This window comes from Ligilactobacillus sp. ESL1201, assembly GCF_058503265.1.
This window is the reverse complement of the sequence record NZ_CP196362.1, coordinates 1079709-1097703: the sequence shown is the minus strand read 5'-3', so window position 1 is coordinate 1097703 and position 17995 is coordinate 1079709. Positions and strand designations below refer to the sequence as shown.

Sequence of the window (17995 nt, the reverse complement as noted above, 5' to 3'; positions counted from 1 at the left end):
CACTCAAGTGTGTTAAGTGCTAAAAAGAGGTGATTGTAATGGTAACTAAAAGACAATTGCTGATTTTGGAAACAATTATTCAAGATTACGCGCGGATCGGGCAGCCGATCGGTTCTAAAAAATTGCAAGAACAACTGCCGGTCCACGTCAGTTCTGCGACGATCCGTAACGAGATGGCACACCTGGAAAAGATCGGTTTTATCGCCAAAGAACACCATAGTTCGGGCAGGGTACCGCTGGTCAGTGGTTATCGTTATTATATCGATAATTTGGTGCAGCCTGATAAGTTAGGGAAAAATGCCGTAACGTTGATCAGAAACGCTTTAGCTGATAATTTTTCCAAAGTGGATGAAATTGTAGCCACGGCAGTCAAGCTATTGTCGGAGATGACGGATTATACTGCGATTTCTTTAAAACCGAGTTCAGCCGATGTGCGCTTAGAAGGCTTTCGCTTAGTTCCTCTGGGAGCCGCGCAGGTGATGTTGTTGATGGTCACCAGCGATGGTTCGGTTCGGAGCCAGAACTTTACGATCCCTGACGGAATGCATGGCAGTGATTTAGAAAAGGCGATCCGCAAGCTAAACGACCAGGTAGTTGGACTGACTGTTAACCAAGTGGCTACTAAGTTACAAAGTCCGTTGCTGCAACAGTATTTAGGTTCAAGGACTGCTATTTTTAACGATTTGTTAGCTCAAGCAGTACACCAGCAGGTTTTTGTGGATGGCAAGAAGAACTTGTTGAACTACTTAAACGAGCGTAACGTTGAGCAGATCAAATCGGTTTACAGCTTGGTAGACCATAATACTTTATTAAGTGAGTTGTTACAAAACGAACAGCAAGACATTGCCGTGATCCTAGGTGATGAGCTGACGGATCGTTTGTTAGATAACTATAGTATGGTTTCCGCTAAGTTTAATGATGGTAACCACGGTGAGGGCTTGATCGCAGTCTTGGGTCCCGCTAACATGTCTTATTCTAAGATGTTAGGGTTACTTCAATTTTTACGAGAAGAGCTTTCGTATCGTTTAAGTAGTTACTATCATAATTTTAACGATTAAGAAAAGGGGTGTTGATTTGGCACAAGATGCTGAAAAAAAAGCGGCAGTAAAAAAGGAAGAATCACCTGAAAAAGACACCGCTGCAAATCAAACTGACTCTACTACTGATGACCAAAAGGACCAAACCGTGACTACTGAACAGCAGATCGCGGACCTGCAAGACCAGTTAGCGCAAAAAGAAGATCAGTATTTACGCGCTGAAGCCGAAATGGCTAATATGCAAAAACGGTATCACAAGGAACAAGAACAGTTGTTAAAATATGCTGGGCAAGACTTAGCGCAAGAAATTTTACCCGCGTTGGATAATTTGACCCGGGCTTTGGCGATCGAAGTGACCGACGAGTCCGCTAAACAACTGAAAAAAGGCGTGGAGATGGTGGCGCAAAATATCAGTGAAGCGTTACGAAAGAATCATGTGACTAAAATCGAAGCATTGCACCAAAAATTTGACCCGCAATACCACCAGGCAGTAAAGACCGTGCCGCTAGAGCAAGGACAAAGCGCTGAAACGATCGTTCAGGTCTTTCAGGATGGCTACTTGTTTAAAGACCGGGTTTTACGGCCAGCGATGGTAGTTGTAGCTCAGTAATATTAAAAAAACTGATTAATAAGGAGTAAGCAAAATGGCAAAAATTATTGGAATTGATTTAGGGACAACTAATTCTGCAGTTGCTGTCTTAGAAGGTAAGGATGCTAAGATCATCACTAACCCCGAGGGTAACCGGACGACACCTTCTGTAGTTTCCTTTAAAGACGGGGAAACTCAAGTCGGTGAAGTTGCTAAAAGACAAGCAATTACTAATACCGACACGATTTCTTCGATCAAAAGACACATTGGTGAAGCTGGCTATAAAGTTAAGGTCGGCGACAAGGACTACACGCCTCAAGAAATTTCTGCAATGATCTTGCAATACATCAAGGATTACGCAGAATCGTATTTGGGCGAATCAGTCAGCCAGGCCGTGATCACAGTGCCTGCTTATTTCAACGATGCTCAGCGTCAAGCTACTAAAGATGCCGGTAAAATTGCTGGTCTGAAAGTAGAACGGATCGTTAACGAACCGACGGCTGCAGCTTTGGCTTACGGCTTGGATAAAACCGATCGCGATGAAAAGATCTTAGTCTTCGATTTAGGCGGCGGGACTTTCGATGTTTCCATCCTCGAATTAGGTGACGGCGTTTTCCAAGTACTGTCAACTAATGGTGACACTCATTTGGGTGGGGATGATTTTGATAACAAGATCATCGATTGGTTAGTTGCGGACTTCAAACAGGCTAACGGCATCGACCTTTCCCAAGATAAGATGGCAATGCAACGGTTAAAAGACGCGGCTGAAAAGGCTAAAAAGGATTTATCCGGTGTTAGTTCCGCACAGATCTCCTTACCGTTTATCACTGCAGGTGACGCCGGCCCGTTACATTTGGAAACCACTTTGACGCGGGCTAAATTTAACGAACTGACTGCTGATTTAGTTGAGAGAACTAAGATTCCGGTTCAAAATGCCTTGTCTGATGCCAATTTGTCTAACGGCGACATTGATGAAGTGATTTTAGTCGGTGGTTCGACCCGGATCCCAGCCGTAAAGGAAATGGTCGAAAAAGAAACGGGTCATAAACCAAACGAATCCGTTAACCCGGACGAAGCAGTTGCTTTGGGTGCTGCTATCCAAGGTGGTGTGATCACCGGTGACGTTAAAGACGTTGTTTTGTTAGACGTAACGCCACTTTCATTAGGAATTGAAACCATGGGTGGGGTCTTCACCAAACTGATCGACCGCAACACGACGATCCCAACTTCTAAATCGCAGGTCTTTTCTACGGCGGCCGATAACCAACCGGCAGTGGATATTCACGTGTTACAAGGTGAACGTCCAATGGCAGCTGACAATAAGACTTTAGGCCGCTTCCAGTTGACCGACATTCCGGCAGCTCCTCGTGGAGTACCGCAAATTCAAGTTTCGTTTGACATTGATAAAAACGGGATCGTGAATGTTTCTGCCAAGGATTTAGGTACTAACAAGGAACAAAAGATCACGATCAAGAGTTCTTCCGGTCTTTCCGACGAAGAAATCGACAGAATGGTCAAAGAAGCTAAGGAAAACGAAGAAAACGATAAGAAACGCAAAGAAGAAGTCGATTTGAAAAACGAGGTCGACCAGTTGATCTTCCAAACTGATAAGACCTTAGATGAAGTTAAGGACAATAAAGTAATTACTGAAGACGAAACTAATAAGATCAAAGAGGCACGGGACGCTTTGAAGAAGGCGCAAGAAGCTAATGACGTCGCTGACATGAAAGCTAAAAAGGACGAATTGAATAAATTAGTCCAAGATATGTCGGTTAAGTTGTACCAACAAGCACAACAGGCGCAACAAGCTAACGGCGATGCAGCAGCAAAAGGCGACAACGCTAGCCAAGCAAACGATGGCGACGGTCAAACTGTCAATGGTGATTTCAAAGAAGTCGACCCAGATGATCAAAAATAAACCTGTCACTGACTAAATCTAGTTACTGATAGGGATAACAATAAAGGGACCGGGACAAAATTAGTTTTGGCCCGGTTCCTTTGTTTCATGTTTTTGTGCTAAACTTAAAGGCAGGAAAATCAGTTTGGAGGATAGAGATGGCAGAGCAAAAAGATCCATATCAAGTTTTAGGGGTCAGCAAAGACGCGTCTGAAGCTGAAATCAAAAAAGCTTACCGTAAAATGTCTAAAAAATACCACCCAGACTTAAATCACGAGCCGGGGGCGGATGAAAAATTTAAGGAAGTTAACGAAGCTTACGAGATTTTGAGTGACCCGCAAAAAAAGGCGCAATATGATCAATTCGGTGCGACCGGACAGCAAGGTGGCTTTGGTGGCGGCGGTTTTGGCGGCTTTGACCAGGGCGGTTTCGGTGATTTCGGTGGCTTTGATGATATTTTCAGCTCTTTTTTCGGTGGCGGTGGTCGCTCTCAGACACAAAATGCCCCCCGTCAAGGCAGAGACCTCCAGTATTCAATGCATTTAACCTTTGAAGAGGCGGTCTTTGGTAAGAAATCAACGATCGAATATAGTCGTGCGGCTTTGTGTAAAACCTGTAATGGGAGCGGTGCTAAACCGGGAACGAGTCCCCAAACGTGTTCTAAGTGTAACGGTCGCGGCTATATTCAAGCGCAGCGCCAAACACCACTGGGCAGGGTTTCGACGCAACAGGAATGCCCGCAGTGTCACGGAACCGGTAAGGAGATCAAGGAAAAATGTCCGACTTGTTACGGTTCGGGTCACGTCAAGGAAAAACACGCAGTGGAAGTCAATGTCCCTGCAGGGGTAGAAGACGGTAACCAGATGCGTTTGCAAGGACAAGGAGAGGCCGGAACTAACGGTGGCCCTTACGGTGATTTGTACATTGTCTTTACCGTGGCGCCAAGCAAGACCTTTAAGCGTGATGGAGCGGAGATTTATTTGACCCAGCCGATTTCTTTTGTGCAGGCGGCTTTGGGAGCTGAGATCCAAGTGCAAACACTGCACGGTGACGTCAAACTCACGATTCCGGCTGGCACGCAGACCAATACGACCTTTAAGTTACGGGGCAAGGGTGCGCCTAAACTGCGGGGTAGTGGAAATGGTGATCAGCGGGTAACGGTCAAGGTGGTTACGCCGCAAAAGTTGAATCATAAACAAAAAGAAGCTTTGCGCGAGTTTGCGGTAGCTTCGGGCGAGAAGGCCAACGGCGATAAGTCGATTTTTGACCGCTTTAAAAAATAAAGTTACCGAGTGTAATTAAAAATAGTATCACGGAGTGTTAATTAGGGCTTAAGGCAAACAATGTTTTGTCTTGAGCCTTTTTGTTTTGAAGTTATGACTAGTGCTTGTTTTTACTATTAAACTTCCGTAGAATAGTAATTAATTTATTGAGGGGTGAAATTAATGACCAAACAAACTGAAATTCCAGTTGCACCAGTAAAAGCCTATATTGGCTGTTCGTGGTTTAACGATATTCAAGTCCAGCACATGAATGCGGGGTTGGCGGCAATTGAAGCTAACCCGACCGTCAACCGCCAGTTTTCTCATTATCCACTCGACTTTCAGTATAATGACCTCGATGTTAACGAGCATCCGGAGCTGATGGATGATATTGAGTGGCAGGTTCAAACTTACCGGGCCGATATTGCGGGGATCGAGGGAACAGATCTAGGTATCATGTTGTACAACCCGTCATTTCCGGACGACGGGATCGCCTACGAATGTGGCGTGTTGACCGCATTGCATAAGCCGGTAGTTTTAGTGGTGCCAGATAACGATAGCGCAGCGCTTAATTTGATGTTGGCTCACGGCGTAACAAGGATCATCAAGTTAGCGCAACTGGCTACGTTTGATTTTCGTCACGTTTCGTTAGGGACTTATCACGGTAAGGTAATTTAAGAAGTTGGTTTTGTTTTTTACTAAGGAGTTTAATGATGGTTAAATTAGTTGCTAGTCGACCGGGAGAAGCAGAGTTTGAACAGATTTATCAGTTGTATTTAGCATCTTTTGCTAAAATTGAACGTTATCCGACTAAAATTTTCTTGGAACGGATCGGGACGCCACAAGTCCAGTGTTGGGGAGTTTATGACGATCAAACGGCTGCTTTTGTGGGCTTAGCGTATTGTATGTCTTATGCGGATCTGACTTACGTGGGCTTCTTAGCGATCGTGCCGCAATTACGGGGAGCGGGTTACGGCAGTGCCACTTTAACGGCATTAAAACAACAGTATCCTACTCAGCGTTTGTGTTTACTGATCGAAGAAGTTGCCCCGCACTATGCTGACAATGATACGCGGCAACGGCGGTTAGACTTTTACCGGAAAAATGATTTTGAATTAGCGCCTTTCAAGATCAAAGAAGAAGGCGTGCGTTACGATTTCTTGCTTTTACACGGACAGTCGGTTTGTTCTCAGGAATATTTACAACTGATAGCCGACTACGCGGGACCGGAATACGCACAAAAACTGCAGTCGCGAGTAATTGACTAATTAAAGAAATTTTCAATTGATTGTGAAAATTAACTGAAAATTTAGTGACGGCGCAGGCTAAACTTTTGAAAATACTAATCATTTGCGCTAGAATACATTGTGCACAATTCTTTTTTATTTAAGGAGAGAGAAATTACATGAAAAATGGTGCTGATAGGTTAGTAGAGGTCTTAACATCATGGGGAGTAGACCACGTTTATGGTATTCCCGGCGATTCGATCGACACCACTGTCGATGGGATCCAACGGCAAAAAGATAAGATCAAGTTTATTCAGGTCCGCCACGAAGAGGTTGGGGCGTTGGCCGCAGCCGCTGAAGCTAAGTTGACCGATAAGTTAGCTGTTTGTTTGTCGATCGGTGGTCCCGGGGCTATTCACATGCTGAATGGTTTGTATGATGCTAAGATGGACCACGCTCCCGTGTTGGCTTTATTGGGCCAAGTGGAGTCCCACTTACTGAACACCGATTATTTCCAGGAAGTTAATACGCAAAACGTTTTTGAAGACGTGGCGGTATATAACAAGTTAGTCACTTCGGTGGATCATTTGGCAGAAACCGTCGATGAAGCGATCAAAACGGCTTACGCTAAAAAGGGAGTTGCCGTATTGACGATCCCAGACGATATTCCGCAGCAAAAACTAACGACCGCCTTTAGTGCGTCTGCAGCAGATTTTAAGGTCAACAAGCCACAAGTTGATGCTGACCAAGTTGCCGCTGCCGTTAAGTTACTCAATCAAGCTAAACACCCGATCGCTTTATTTGGTACGGGGATCAAGCATGCTGGTAAAACGATGCAAAAATTCGTGGAAGAATACCAGATACCATTCGTGCAAACCTTGCCGGCTAAAGGAAGCATCGCAGACGATCACCCGAATTCTCTGGGACAGGTCGGTAAGTTAGGCACCAAGCCAGCTTACGAAGCGATGAAAGCTGCCGATCTAGTACTGTTAGTCGGAACTAACTATCCTTATGTCGCATATTTGCCGAAACCGGGTCAGGCTAAGAGTATTCAAATCAACCTAGAAGCTAGTCATCTGAACAAACGCTATCCCGCTGATGTAGCCATTTGTGGTGACGCTAATGACGTCATTGCTGATATTATGGCAGCAGGATTGCAGCCAAGCGATGGTAAATTTTTAGCAAGTTGTCAGGCTAAAATGTCCCAGTGGAATTCTTGGATGCAACCGAAAAAAGAAATGGATGGCGCTAAATTAGCTCCTGAAGCTTTATTTGCTTACGTACAAGAGACAGCTGCAGCCGACGCAGTCTTTTCGATCGACGTGGGGACCGCAACTTCGTGGAGTTCGCGCTTTTTGCCAGTTAGTCAACAGCAAAAATACGTGATCTCGGCTTGGTTGGGGACCATGGGCTGTGCACTTCCTGGTGCGATCGCCGCTAAGCAAGTTTATCCGGACCGCCAAGCAATTGCGATCAACGGTGACGGTGCGTTTGCGATGGTGATGGAAGACTTTGTCACTGCCAGCAAGTACAAGATGCCGTTAATCGACATCGTGTTGAATAACCAGAAATTAGCATTTATTCAGTACGAACAACAATCTGCAGGACAGTTGAACTATGCGATCGATTTGGCGGACATGGATTATGCTAAGTTTGCAGAAGCTGCTGGCGGCGTCGGTTTTAACGTCAGCACGTTAGCTGAGTTCAAAGATGCATTGCAACAAGCCTACAAGATCACCGATCGTCCGGTTTTGATCAATGCTTATGTGGCCGACGATGCTCCGTTACCGGGAAAAATCGTGACTAGCGAAGCCAAGGGTTACATGAAATTTGGTACTCAGTACCTGCAACAAGAAAAAAAAATTCCTAGTTTACCACCGATGAAAGACATCATGCGTCAATTCATCTAGAAGTGAACGTTAAGTGATGAGGGAGTTGTGGCGATGATTTCGCTGCAGCTCCCTTTTTTTACTGTTAATTAATGTATAATTTGTTATCATATGTTAATAACGGCGTAAAAGGAGTTGGACAGATGAATAATTACCAAGAGGCGGATCCAAAATTATGGCAGGCGGTGGCGGCCGAACAGCGGCGCCAGGCACAAAATATCGAATTGATTGCTTCGGAAAACATCGTTTCGCCAGCGGTGCGGGCAGCACAAGGCTCGGTGTTGACTAATAAATACGCCGAAGGTTACCCGCAGCACCGTTATTACGGTGGCAACGAGTACGTCGATCAAATTGAACAGCTAGCGATCACAAGGGCTCAAAAATTGTTTGGTGCGCAATACGTTAACGTTCAGCCGCATTCGGGCTCCCAGGCTAATCAAGCAGCCTACGCGGCATTTTTACGGCCCGGAGATAAGATCTTGGGAATGGACCTAAATGCCGGCGGGCACCTTTCTCACGGGGCCCGGGTCAATTTTAGCGGCAAGCTTTACCAGGCTTATTCTTACGGGTTAGACGCTCAAACTGAACTGTTGGATTATGCTGAAATTTTGCGGATAGCACGTGAAGTCCGGCCGCAAATGATCGTCGCCGGTGCTTCGGCATATAGTCGGATCATCGACTGGCAGCAGTTTCGCCAAATCGCAGACGAAGTGGGCGCTTATTTGATGGTCGATATGGCACACATTGCGGGGCTGGTAGCGACGGGGTTACATCCTAGTCCGGTTGGGATCGCTGACGTGGTAACGACAACTACGCATAAAACATTACGCGGGCCGCGCGGCGGGATGATCTTGTCCCAAACAAAATACGCTAAAAAAATCAACTCGGCGGTATTTCCCGGTATCCAAGGCGGTCCGCTAGAACACGTGATCGCAGCTAAGGCCGTGATGTTAGGCGAAGATCTGCAACCCGCATTCAAACAGTATTGCAAACAAGTGATCAAAAACGCACAAGCGATGGCTGCGCAGTTTGCAGCTTCACCACTTGTGCGGGTAGTATCGGGTGGAACGGATAATCATTTATTGACGCTCGACCTAACTAAGACGGATTTAAACGGCAAACAAGCCCAGGAATTACTAGATTCGTTAGGGATCACTACCAATAAGGAGGCATTACCCAACGAAACACTCAGCCCCACGCAGACTTCGGGTATCAGGTTAGGGACACCGGCGGTCACTACGCGCGGTTTTGACGAACAGGATAGTCAAAAAACGGCGCAACTGATCCTGACGGCGCTTAAATACCATGACCAGCCGGAAAGATTAGAACAGGTAAGAGCAGGGGTCGCACAACTGACGAGCGCGCACCCGCTGACTGATTTTTTAGCACCAATTATTTTTTAAAATGGCGGCCCAAAATCGCGAGGTCTAAGTACTGATCGTCAATTTCAGCGACTTGAGGCAACAGTCCCCAGCGCTCAAAGTGATACTTACTAAAAAGTGCGATACTGGGTTTGTTTTGGGCAAAAATAAAGGTCACTAAATTTTGCAGTCCTAAATTGGGTAACTGAGAAAAAACAAATTCTAGTGCTTGCGAACCGATTTTTTGGTGGCGAAAGGCCTCGTCGAGGTAAATGCTGAGTTCGGCGGTCTGGTGATAGGCTACGCGCCCGTAAAAGGCTTCGAGGCTGATCCAGCCGACTGTTTGTTTGCGGTCATTGGTGATGACCCATAGGGGGTATTTGTCAGCTGAGAACTGTGCGAACCAGGGCTTTCGTTGTGCCACGCTCACTGGGGTAATGTCAGCCGTAATGTTATGGGCAGGGATCGCCTGGTTGTAAATTTCTACTATCCGGGGTAAGTCCGTTGGTTGTGCAATCTTAAATTTCATCGTTTTTCTCCTTTACTGTTAATTATAGCGGACTGGTAAACAATTGCTAGTGTAATGAGAGTATAATAGGGGAAACGAAAGGAGAGATTTTATGACTGTTAAAAATTTGACGTTAAACGACGGCTATCAGATCCCGGAAATCGGCTTAGGGACTTATCAGTTAAAGGGCGCCGTGGGCTGTCACCAAATCATGGCCGCGATCCAAGCGGGTTATCGCAGTTTGGACAGTGCGACTAATTATGATAATGAAGGAATCGTCGGGCAGGCTGTCCGCAGGTCGGGGATCGCGCGGTCACAATTTTTTATTTCGTCTAAACTTCCCGGTAAATATCATCACTACGATGACGCGTTAAACGCGATCAGCGAATCACTCGCTAGGATGGGGCTGGAGTATTTCGATTTGTTTTTGATCCACTGGCCACTACCTAAGCGTGGTTTATACGTCGAAGCGTGGCAGGCGTTGGTTACCGCTCAGAAGTTGGGCTTGATCAAATCGATCGGTGTTTCTAATTTTGAACCGGAACACCTAGACAAAATTTACGACAAGACCGGCGTGATGCCTGCCGTTAATCAAGTCGAAGTTCATCCTTACTGGAATAACGAAAGGATGCTTGTTGCCGACCAAAAACGGGGGATCTTAACGGAAGCTTGGAGTCCGTTAGGTCGCGGTAGTCAGGCATTAACGGAAGGCGTGGTGCAAAAATTAGCTGCTAAGTACCATAAAAATGCCGGGCAGGTAATTTTACGCTGGCACTTACAGCGCGGGATCGTGCCGTTGCCTAAAGCCGCTAGTTTACCGCATCAAAAAGCCAATTTAGCGGTCGACGATTTTGCTTTGACCGGAGATGAGATGAGTGCCCTTAACGCGTTGAGTAAAGCTGACGGGCGAATCGACGGTCAGGATCCAAACGAATACGAAGAGTTTGATTAAAGTTGGAAAAATCCTGATAAATCAGCATTTATTACGTGATAAAATAATTTGACCTTAAAAATGACTCAAACAGGTACTAATTTTCCATATATTTGGCAAAATTAATACCTGTTTTTAATATTATCACGGGTAAGCCAATTAAGTTCGGCTTTACTTCCCAGCTAGGTTAGTGCTTGTTGACTCCGCAGCTTTCATAATTGCGCTCCGTCAAGCCAGCAGTCTAGGTCCTAAGGACATCTCACAACAAATCCAAGTGCAGGATTTGCTGTTCAGTTCCACTTAGTCCACGACTGCTAAGCGGCTTGACTCCGCAGCTTGGTTGTGAAAATACTTTTATTTCTTAGTCGCATTGCTTGAAAAAAAACTGAAAAAAGTTCATTATAGTAGTTAAATACTTAAACTAAGGAGTTTTCATGCATGTCTAAACGAGGAATGTTGATCGTCCTTTCGGGACCATCAGGAGTGGGGAAGGGAACCGTGAGAAAGGAGATCTTTTCTCAGGCGGGAAATAAATTTGACTATTCGATTTCAATGACTACCCGGAAGATGCGCCCCGGTGAAGTTAACGGACGGGATTACTATTTTGTTTCTAAAGAAGAGTTTGAACGAGAAATCGAACAAGGAGACATGCTAGAGTACGCTTCTTATGTTGACAACTATTACGGAACTCCGTTAAAATATGTTAATGAAAAGCTGGATAACGGCAAGGACGTTTTTTTAGAGATCGAGGTCAAAGGAGCCATGCAAGTCCGGCGTAAGGTTCCCGATGGCTTGTTCATTTTCTTAACGCCGCCGGACTTGATGGAACTGCGCCAGCGGATCATTCACCGGGGGACCGATGACATGGAAACAATTAATAAACGCATGAAAACGGCCGTGAAAGAGATCGAAATGATGCAAAATTATGATTACGCGGTGGTTAACGACGAGGTCGAGCGCGCCGCCGAAAAGATCAAAACGATCATTCGCGCTGAACGCTGGCGGGTAAAACGCTTTTTACCAGACTATAAAAAACAATTAGGAGATGCTTTCAAATGATTCTATATCCTTCTGTTGATAAATTATTGGAACAAGTTAATTCACGTTACTCGTTGGTGATGTTGGCGGCCAAACGGGCTCATGCCTTGGATGCAGGTGCGATGCCGCTACTTAGTAAGTATACTTCCGATAAAAACGTCGGCCGTGCTTTAGAAGAAGTGGAGGCGGGTAATTTGAAAATTGCTGACCCGCAAAAAGACGACATTAAATAGAAATTAGCTGGTTGTAAGATTCGCGTGCGGCGGATCTTTTTTTATTATGCTAAAATTGTGCTGTACTAACTAAATAAGTGAAGGAAAATTTTTATGGATAAACCAAAAAAGGTTGCTGTTTATTTGACAGGCGGGATCGCGGCTTACAAAGCAGTTGAATTTATCAGGATACTGGTGAAAGAAAAAATTGCTGTGCGCGTCGCAATGACCCACGCGGCTACTGAATTTATCAGTGTGCAGACCGTTGCGGTTTTGAGTCAACACGAAGTCGCTACGGATTTTGCCGCTAGTCAACAAGGAGTTGTTGGCCACATCGAATTAGCGCGGTGGGCCGATTGTGCGGTGGTGGTCCCCGCGACAGCCGACGTAATTGCTAAAATGGCACTGGGACTGGCTACTGATTTTGTCACGACCACGTTACTAGCCACCGCTAAACCTAAATACGTGATCCCGGCGATGAACGACCAGATGTGGGCTGATCCCGCGACACAACGCAATTTAGCGACACTACGCGCCGACGGAATCGCCGTGATGGACCCGGCCCGTGGCTTTTTGGCCGAAGGTTATGCAGCAAAAGGCCGGCTGCCAGAGCCAGCAGAAATTTGGCAATGGTTACAAGCGCACTTTGAGCAAGACCAAGATCTAGCTGGCACTCAAATTTTAGTGACGGCGGGACCGACGATAGAACCGCTCGATCCGGTGCGTTATTTAAGCAATCGTTCCAGTGGCAAGATGGGCTATGCCTTGGCAAGAAAGGCCGCTTCACGGGGAGCACAAGTGACCTTGATCAGTGGACCGACCGCGCTGACGCCACCTGCTGGCGTTACCGTAGTGAATGTAACTAGTGCAAACGAAATGCAACGCGCACTTGACGTTCGTTTTGCCGCTAGCGACGTGGTGATCATGGCAGCCGCTGTGGCCGATTACCGCGTAGCGACAGTTGCCAATCACAAAATTAAGAAAAATGAAGAGACGCTGCAGCTGAATTTGATCAAGAATCCCGATATTTTGGCACAGTTAGGAAAACAAAAAACTAACCAGCTGATGGTCGGTTTTGCGGCGGAAACTAACGATTTACTGGCTAACGGCGCACAAAAGTTGCGGGCTAAAAACTTGGATCTGCTGGTATTAAACGACGTTTCTCGGGCCGACATCGGTTTTGATGCGGACCAAAATGAAGTTTATTTACTGACACAAAAGCAAAAGCCGCAACTGGTAGCGAAGGATAGCAAGGACCAAATTGCTGCGCGGGTGTTAACTAAAGTCACAGAATTAATGCAAAGAGGAAATTCATGAAGTACGCACAAGTGATCGTCGATGTTGCCACCATGCAGACTAATAAACCTTATACTTATGCGGTTCCGGCGAAGATCAAAGTGATGCCGGGGATGCGGGTAGTGGTGCCGTTTGGTAAGCGTGATGTTTTAGGCTTTGTAATTCAGCTGGGAAATGAGCAGCCGGAATTTGCCGTCAAAGAAATTAAGATGGTGCTGGATTTTGCCCCGGTGTTAAACGCTGAAATGTTGAGTTTGGCGCGTTGGTTGGCACAGTGGACGTTTTCGTTTATGATCACCTGTCTGCAAGCGATGCTGCCTTCCGCGTTAAAAGCCAGTTACGTTAAAACCGTGCGCCTCTTGACTGATGAAGTCAGTCCCGCGCTCCACCAACTTTTTGCGGGCAAAAAAGAAATCGTGGTCAAAAACTTGTCACTGGCGCAATACCAAGAGATCCTCCGGCTTGTCAAGGAGCACAAAGCGGAGGTATTGCAGCACGTAGCCAGTAAAGCGCGGGCCAAAAAAGTTTCAGTTTTGACCATTAAACTAAGTGATGAACAAAATTTGGCGGCTCAAGAAAAGTTGCCGGCCAATGCGGTCAACTTGCGTAAGATCTTACAGTTTTTTCACGACTCAAACGTACAGCAAGTGGAACAAAGCCAGTTGCTTAAACAACTACACGTTTCTAACGCGGCGATCAATAACGCCGTGACTAAGGGCTGGCTGGCTAAAAAGCAGGTAGAAAAATACCGTGAAGTGGCGACAGCGGGACCGAGAACCGCGCCGCAAAAGTTACAACCCGCGCAGCAAAAAGCGGTCACAGCGATTTTAGCAGCGGTCAGTGCAAATCAAGCGGCGACTTTTTTATTGCAAGGAGTGACGGGCAGCGGCAAGACCGAAGTTTATCTGCAAGTCATGGCGGCGGTTTTGCAGCAGGGTAAAACTGCGTTGATGCTGGTACCAGAAATTTCACTGACCCCACAGATGGTTCAACGAGTGAAGTCGCGTTTTGGTACGCAGGTCGCAGTTTTGCACAGTGGTTTGTCTCAAGGCGAGCGCTACGATGAGTGGCGGAGAATAGAGCGGGGGCAAGCTAGCGTGGTGGTCGGCGCGCGTTCCGCCATTTTTGCACCGCTGACCAAGATCGGCGTGATCATTATGGACGAAGAACACGAGACCAGCTATAAACAAGAAGATATGCCCCAGTATCACGCACGGGATGTGGCGTTAAAACGGGGACAGTGGCACCATTGTCCGGTAGTTTTAGGCAGCGCGACTCCTTCTTTAGAATCCCGGGCACGCGCGCAAAAGGGGGTTTATCGTTGGTTACGCTTGGATACCAGGATCAACGGCGCACCGTTACCACAAGTCAAGTTGTTAGATATGCGTCAAGAGCTCAAAAAAACACAGGCAAGTGATATTTCCCAACCGTTATTAGGTGCGATCAAAACGCGGCTTGAACGCCACGAACAGGTGGTCTTGATGCTTAATAAGCGGGGTTATTCTGCCTTTGTAATGTGCCGGCAGTGTGGTTTTGTTTTGAAGTGTCCCAACTGTGATATTTCGTTGACCTTACACATGGATACGCATTCGATGAAGTGTCACTATTGCGGACACGAAGAGCCGTTGTTACAAGAGTGTCCGAGTTGTGGCAGTCACAAGATCCGTTCTTATGGAACTGGTACCCAAAAAGTAGAAGAAGAGTTGCACCGTTTGTTACCGGGTGCGCGTATTTTACGGATGGACGTTGATACCACTAAACGCAAGGGGGCCCATGCGGCGTTGTTAAAAAAATTCGGTGAACACCAGGCTGATATTTTGTTAGGAACGCAGATGATCGCTAAGGGATTGGATTTTCCTGCGGTGACTTTGGTGGGGGTGTTAAATGCCGACACGAGCTTGAACTTCCCTAATTTTCGGGCTAGTGAACGAACTTTCCAGTTGCTGACGCAGGTCAGTGGTCGCGCGGGGCGGGCCGATAAGGAAGGCGCGGTCTTGATCCAGACTTTTAATCCCGAGCACTACGCGATCCAACTGGCACAAAAACAGGATTACGAACGATTTTTTGTGACCGAGATGAATATCCGCCACAGGATCGGTTACCCGCCGTATTATTTTACGATCCAGCTGACTACTAGTCACCCGACAGAAGAAGTGGCGGCTAAGAAGATTTTTGAAATTTACGGTCAGTTGCAACGAATCCTGTCGCCCCAGGCACGGATATTAGGGCCGACGCCCAAGCCGATCGCGCGCATCAACAATCGGTTTTATTATCAGTTAGTGATCAAGTATAAAAAAGAGCCACGGTTAGCTGAGTTTTTGCAGCAATTGCTGGTCAAAAATCAAAAGCAGCGCCAATTACAACTAAAAATTGACCGTGACCCACTAGATTTCATTTAGGATAATGAGGTATATTGAGGTTACTTGTTAATTCAGTAGTAGAAATGAGGAAAATGATGACATCAATTGTTTTTATGGGGACCCCGAAGTTTGCCGTTCCCATCTTAGCGGGGTTACTCGCACAAAATTACGAAATTAAAGGGGTAGTCACGCAACCCGATCGGCTGGTAGGACGTAAGAAAAAACTGCAGGCTTCGCCAGTCAAACAGCTCGCGCAAAAGCATGACTTACCAGTATTACAGCCGGAAAAAATCGGTGGTAGTTCGGAAATGGAACAAATTATTGCGTGGCAACCGGATCTGATAATTACCGCGGCTTACGGGCAGTTTTTGCCGGAGCGACTGCTAAAGAGTGCTAAAATTGCGGCGGTCAACGTTCATGGTTCACTATTACCTAAGTACCGTGGGGGTGCTCCCGTTCAATACGCGTTGTTAGACGGAGCTAGTGTTACGGGGGTCACTTTGATCTACATGGTCAAAAAAATGGATGCCGGCGCGATGTTGGGGCAAGCCCAATTACCGATCATGCCTAGCGATGATACCGGTACGTTATTTGCTAAACTCAGCGTGCTTGGCCGTGATCTCTTATTAGAAAAATTGCCACCGCTGATTGCCGGTCAGCTGACTGCTAGCCCGCAAAACGAAGCAAAGGTGACTTTTGCACCGACGATCAAATCCGAACAAGAAGAATTGACCTTAACGTTAACGGCCCAACAAATCGACTGGCATACTAGGGCGTTGCGGCCACAGCCGGGGGCCTATTTTAGTAATTTCAACGGGCAGCGCACGAAGTTATGGCAAGTTGAACCGCTGAACTCAAAGACCGACTTGCCTAGCGGTACGGTGGTGACGGTGACTAAACACGAATTGCAACTGGCGGCCGGAGATCACAGCGTTTATCGCGTATTAGAGTTACAACCGGCTGGTAAACAGCGCATGCCGATCACCGCTTATTTAAACGGCAGCGGGCACGGAATCAAGCAAGGGCAGGTATTGATCAGTGACGAAAAATAACTGGCAGAATAATCCGCGTTACTTAGCGCTCGAAACGTTGCTCAAAGTGCAGCAAAAAAAAGCCTATTCTAACCTATTATTAAACCAAACGATCGCGCAAAGTCAGCTATCGTTTCAAGATAAGCATTTATATACAACATTAGTTTACGGCGTTTTGCAAAATAAACTAACGCTGGAATTTGACTTGCGTCCTTACATTAAAAAGCCGCAAAAAGTGCTGTTATGGGTCAAAATTTTGTTGGCCATGGCCGTTTATCAAATGCAGTACTTAGAACGGATCCCGGACCGAGCCGTTTTTAACGAAACCATTGAGATCGCTAAACACAAAGGACACGAGGGGATTCGCCGGTTTGTGACGGGGGTGTTACACGCGATTCAGCGCAACGGCTTGCCTGAGATCACGCAAATTGCCGATCCGCTATCAAGGATCAGCGTAGCTACGAGTACACCTTTATGGCTAGTCCAACGGTTAAGTGCTGCTTACGGGCAGGAACAAACCAACTTACTGTTGCAAAAATCATTACAGCCACCCAAACAAAGTGTGCGTGTTAATTTAGCTAAAGCAACCGTGCAAGAGGCCACCGCGGCTTTGACTAAAGAGGGATTCCAAGTACGACCTAGTGTCGTAGCTAGTGCCGGATTATTGGTTAGCGGCGGTTTTGTCCCCCACAGTGCGGCTTACCAGCAAGGGTTGGTGACCGTGCAAGACGAAAGTGCGATGCTCAGCGTGGAAACGATGCAAGTTGAACCGCAAGACCGGGTATTAGATGCTTGTGCTGCTCCCGGGGGAAAAACGACACAGGTTGCAGCTCAGTTAGCAGCAACTAACCACGTTTGTGCGTTAGATTTACACGCACATAAGGTCAAACTGATCGAGCAAAATGCTCAGCGCTTGGGTTTGGCTCAGCAAATTGCAGCTCAGGCCTTGGATGCTAGGCAGGCCGCTACTCGCTTTGCTCCTGGTAGTTTTGACCAGGTATTAGTAGATGCTCCTTGTTCTGGAATCGGTCTTTTGCGCCGTAAACCAGAGATCAAGTACGAAAAAAGTGCTCAGGATGTAGCTAATTTAGCCCGGGTACAATTAGAGATCTTATCTGCTGTTGCCGATTTGGTCAGTTCCAAGGGACGCTTGACTTACAGCACTTGTACGATCATGCCGCAGGAAAATCAGGAAGTGATCACCCAATTTTTAGCACAACATCCTGATTTTACGCAGGTCAAAACGGTAACTACTAAAAAACTAAAGGATGATCGTGAGGAATTAGCTTTAACGGTCTTGCCGCAAGATTTTGATTCGGATGGCTTTTTTATCGCGACATTATTAAAAAAATAGGGCC

Annotated in this window: 16 protein-coding genes; 15 read left to right on the top strand and 1 reads right to left on the bottom strand. The window is 46.5% G+C overall.

The features are described 5' to 3' along the window. Positions 1 to 38: 38 nt before the first annotated feature. The 8 genes from hrcA to glyA all read left to right on the top strand — a co-directional run bounded on the left by hrcA (position 39) and on the right by glyA (position 9303). Positions 39 to 1058, top strand: a complete 1020-nt coding sequence (gene hrcA, locus ACSYSK_RS05560; RefSeq protein ID WP_491714167.1) for a heat-inducible transcriptional repressor HrcA — start codon at positions 39 to 41, stop codon at positions 1056 to 1058. Positions 1059 to 1074: 16 nt separating this feature from the next. Next, positions 1075 to 1647: a nucleotide exchange factor GrpE gene (gene grpE, locus ACSYSK_RS05555; RefSeq protein ID WP_491714166.1), complete on the top strand. Its 573-nt coding sequence runs from the start codon at positions 1075 to 1077 to the stop codon at positions 1645 to 1647. A 34-nt stretch (positions 1648 to 1681) separates the two neighbouring features. Further along, a complete protein-coding gene (gene dnaK, locus ACSYSK_RS05550) occupies positions 1682 to 3544 on the top strand; it encodes a molecular chaperone DnaK (protein ID WP_491714165.1) in 1863 nt (620 codons plus the stop codon). A gap of 137 nt (positions 3545 to 3681) precedes the next feature. Beyond that, positions 3682 to 4806 carry a molecular chaperone DnaJ gene (gene dnaJ, locus ACSYSK_RS05545; protein ID WP_491714164.1) on the top strand — a complete coding sequence of 375 codons (1125 nt, stop codon included), beginning with the start codon at positions 3682 to 3684 and terminating at the stop codon, positions 4804 to 4806. Positions 4807 to 4968: 162 nt separating this feature from the next. After that, positions 4969 to 5463, top strand: coding sequence for a nucleoside 2-deoxyribosyltransferase (locus tag ACSYSK_RS05540; protein WP_491714163.1), 495 nt, complete (start codon positions 4969 to 4971; stop codon positions 5461 to 5463). 32 nt (positions 5464 to 5495) lie between these two features. Then, entirely contained in the window at positions 5496 to 6053 is a 558-nt protein-coding gene (locus ACSYSK_RS05535) for a GNAT family N-acetyltransferase (RefSeq protein ID WP_491714162.1), read from the top strand. Positions 6054 to 6190: 137 nt separating this feature from the next. Next, positions 6191 to 7921, top strand: a complete 1731-nt coding sequence (locus ACSYSK_RS05530; RefSeq protein WP_491714161.1) for a pyruvate oxidase — start codon at positions 6191 to 6193, stop codon at positions 7919 to 7921. A 122-nt stretch (positions 7922 to 8043) separates the two neighbouring features. After that, on the top strand, positions 8044 to 9303 hold the full coding sequence (gene glyA / locus ACSYSK_RS05525) for a serine hydroxymethyltransferase (RefSeq protein ID WP_491714160.1): 1260 nt from the start codon (positions 8044 to 8046) through the stop codon (positions 9301 to 9303). On the opposite strand, the gene ACSYSK_RS05520 is transcribed toward glyA, so the two are convergent. After that, positions 9293 to 9790 carry a GNAT family N-acetyltransferase gene (locus tag ACSYSK_RS05520; RefSeq protein ID WP_491714159.1) on the bottom strand — a complete coding sequence of 166 codons (498 nt, stop codon included), beginning with the start codon at positions 9788 to 9790 and terminating at the stop codon, positions 9293 to 9295. The two genes, glyA and ACSYSK_RS05520, sit on opposite strands and share 11 nt — an antisense overlap. Before the next feature lie 91 nt (positions 9791 to 9881). On the opposite strand from ACSYSK_RS05520, the gene ACSYSK_RS05515 reads away from it, so the two are divergent. The 7 genes from ACSYSK_RS05515 (at position 9882) to rsmB (ending at position 17991) form a co-directional block, all read left to right on the top strand. Continuing rightward, complete coding sequence (locus ACSYSK_RS05515; protein WP_491714158.1) at positions 9882 to 10721, top strand: aldo/keto reductase; 840 nt, start codon at positions 9882 to 9884, stop codon at positions 10719 to 10721. A 417-nt stretch (positions 10722 to 11138) separates the two neighbouring features. After that, the gene (gene gmk, locus ACSYSK_RS05510; RefSeq protein WP_491714157.1) at positions 11139 to 11759 is read left to right on the top strand and encodes a guanylate kinase; all 621 of its coding nucleotides are present in this window, start codon (positions 11139 to 11141) and stop codon (positions 11757 to 11759) included. Then, a complete protein-coding gene (gene rpoZ, locus ACSYSK_RS05505) occupies positions 11756 to 11971 on the top strand; it encodes a DNA-directed RNA polymerase subunit omega (protein WP_491714156.1) in 216 nt (71 codons plus the stop codon). Before gmk ends, rpoZ begins: the two co-directional genes overlap by 4 nt. Positions 11972 to 12064: 93 nt before the next feature. Next, positions 12065 to 13267 carry a bifunctional phosphopantothenoylcysteine decarboxylase/phosphopantothenate--cysteine ligase CoaBC gene (gene coaBC, locus ACSYSK_RS05500; protein ID WP_491714155.1) on the top strand — a complete coding sequence of 401 codons (1203 nt, stop codon included), beginning with the start codon at positions 12065 to 12067 and terminating at the stop codon, positions 13265 to 13267. Next, a complete protein-coding gene (gene priA / locus ACSYSK_RS05495) occupies positions 13264 to 15645 on the top strand; it encodes a primosomal protein N' (protein ID WP_491714154.1) in 2382 nt (793 codons plus the stop codon). The genes coaBC and priA overlap by 4 nt, the downstream gene beginning before the upstream one ends. 56 nt (positions 15646 to 15701) lie before the next feature. Then, the gene (gene fmt, locus ACSYSK_RS05490; protein ID WP_491715868.1) at positions 15702 to 16658 is read left to right on the top strand and encodes a methionyl-tRNA formyltransferase; all 957 of its coding nucleotides are present in this window, start codon (positions 15702 to 15704) and stop codon (positions 16656 to 16658) included. Continuing rightward, positions 16645 to 17991, top strand: coding sequence for a 16S rRNA (cytosine(967)-C(5))-methyltransferase RsmB (gene rsmB / locus ACSYSK_RS05485; protein ID WP_491714153.1), 1347 nt, complete (start codon positions 16645 to 16647; stop codon positions 17989 to 17991). Before fmt ends, rsmB begins: the two co-directional genes overlap by 14 nt. Positions 17992 to 17995 lie beyond the last annotated feature (4 nt).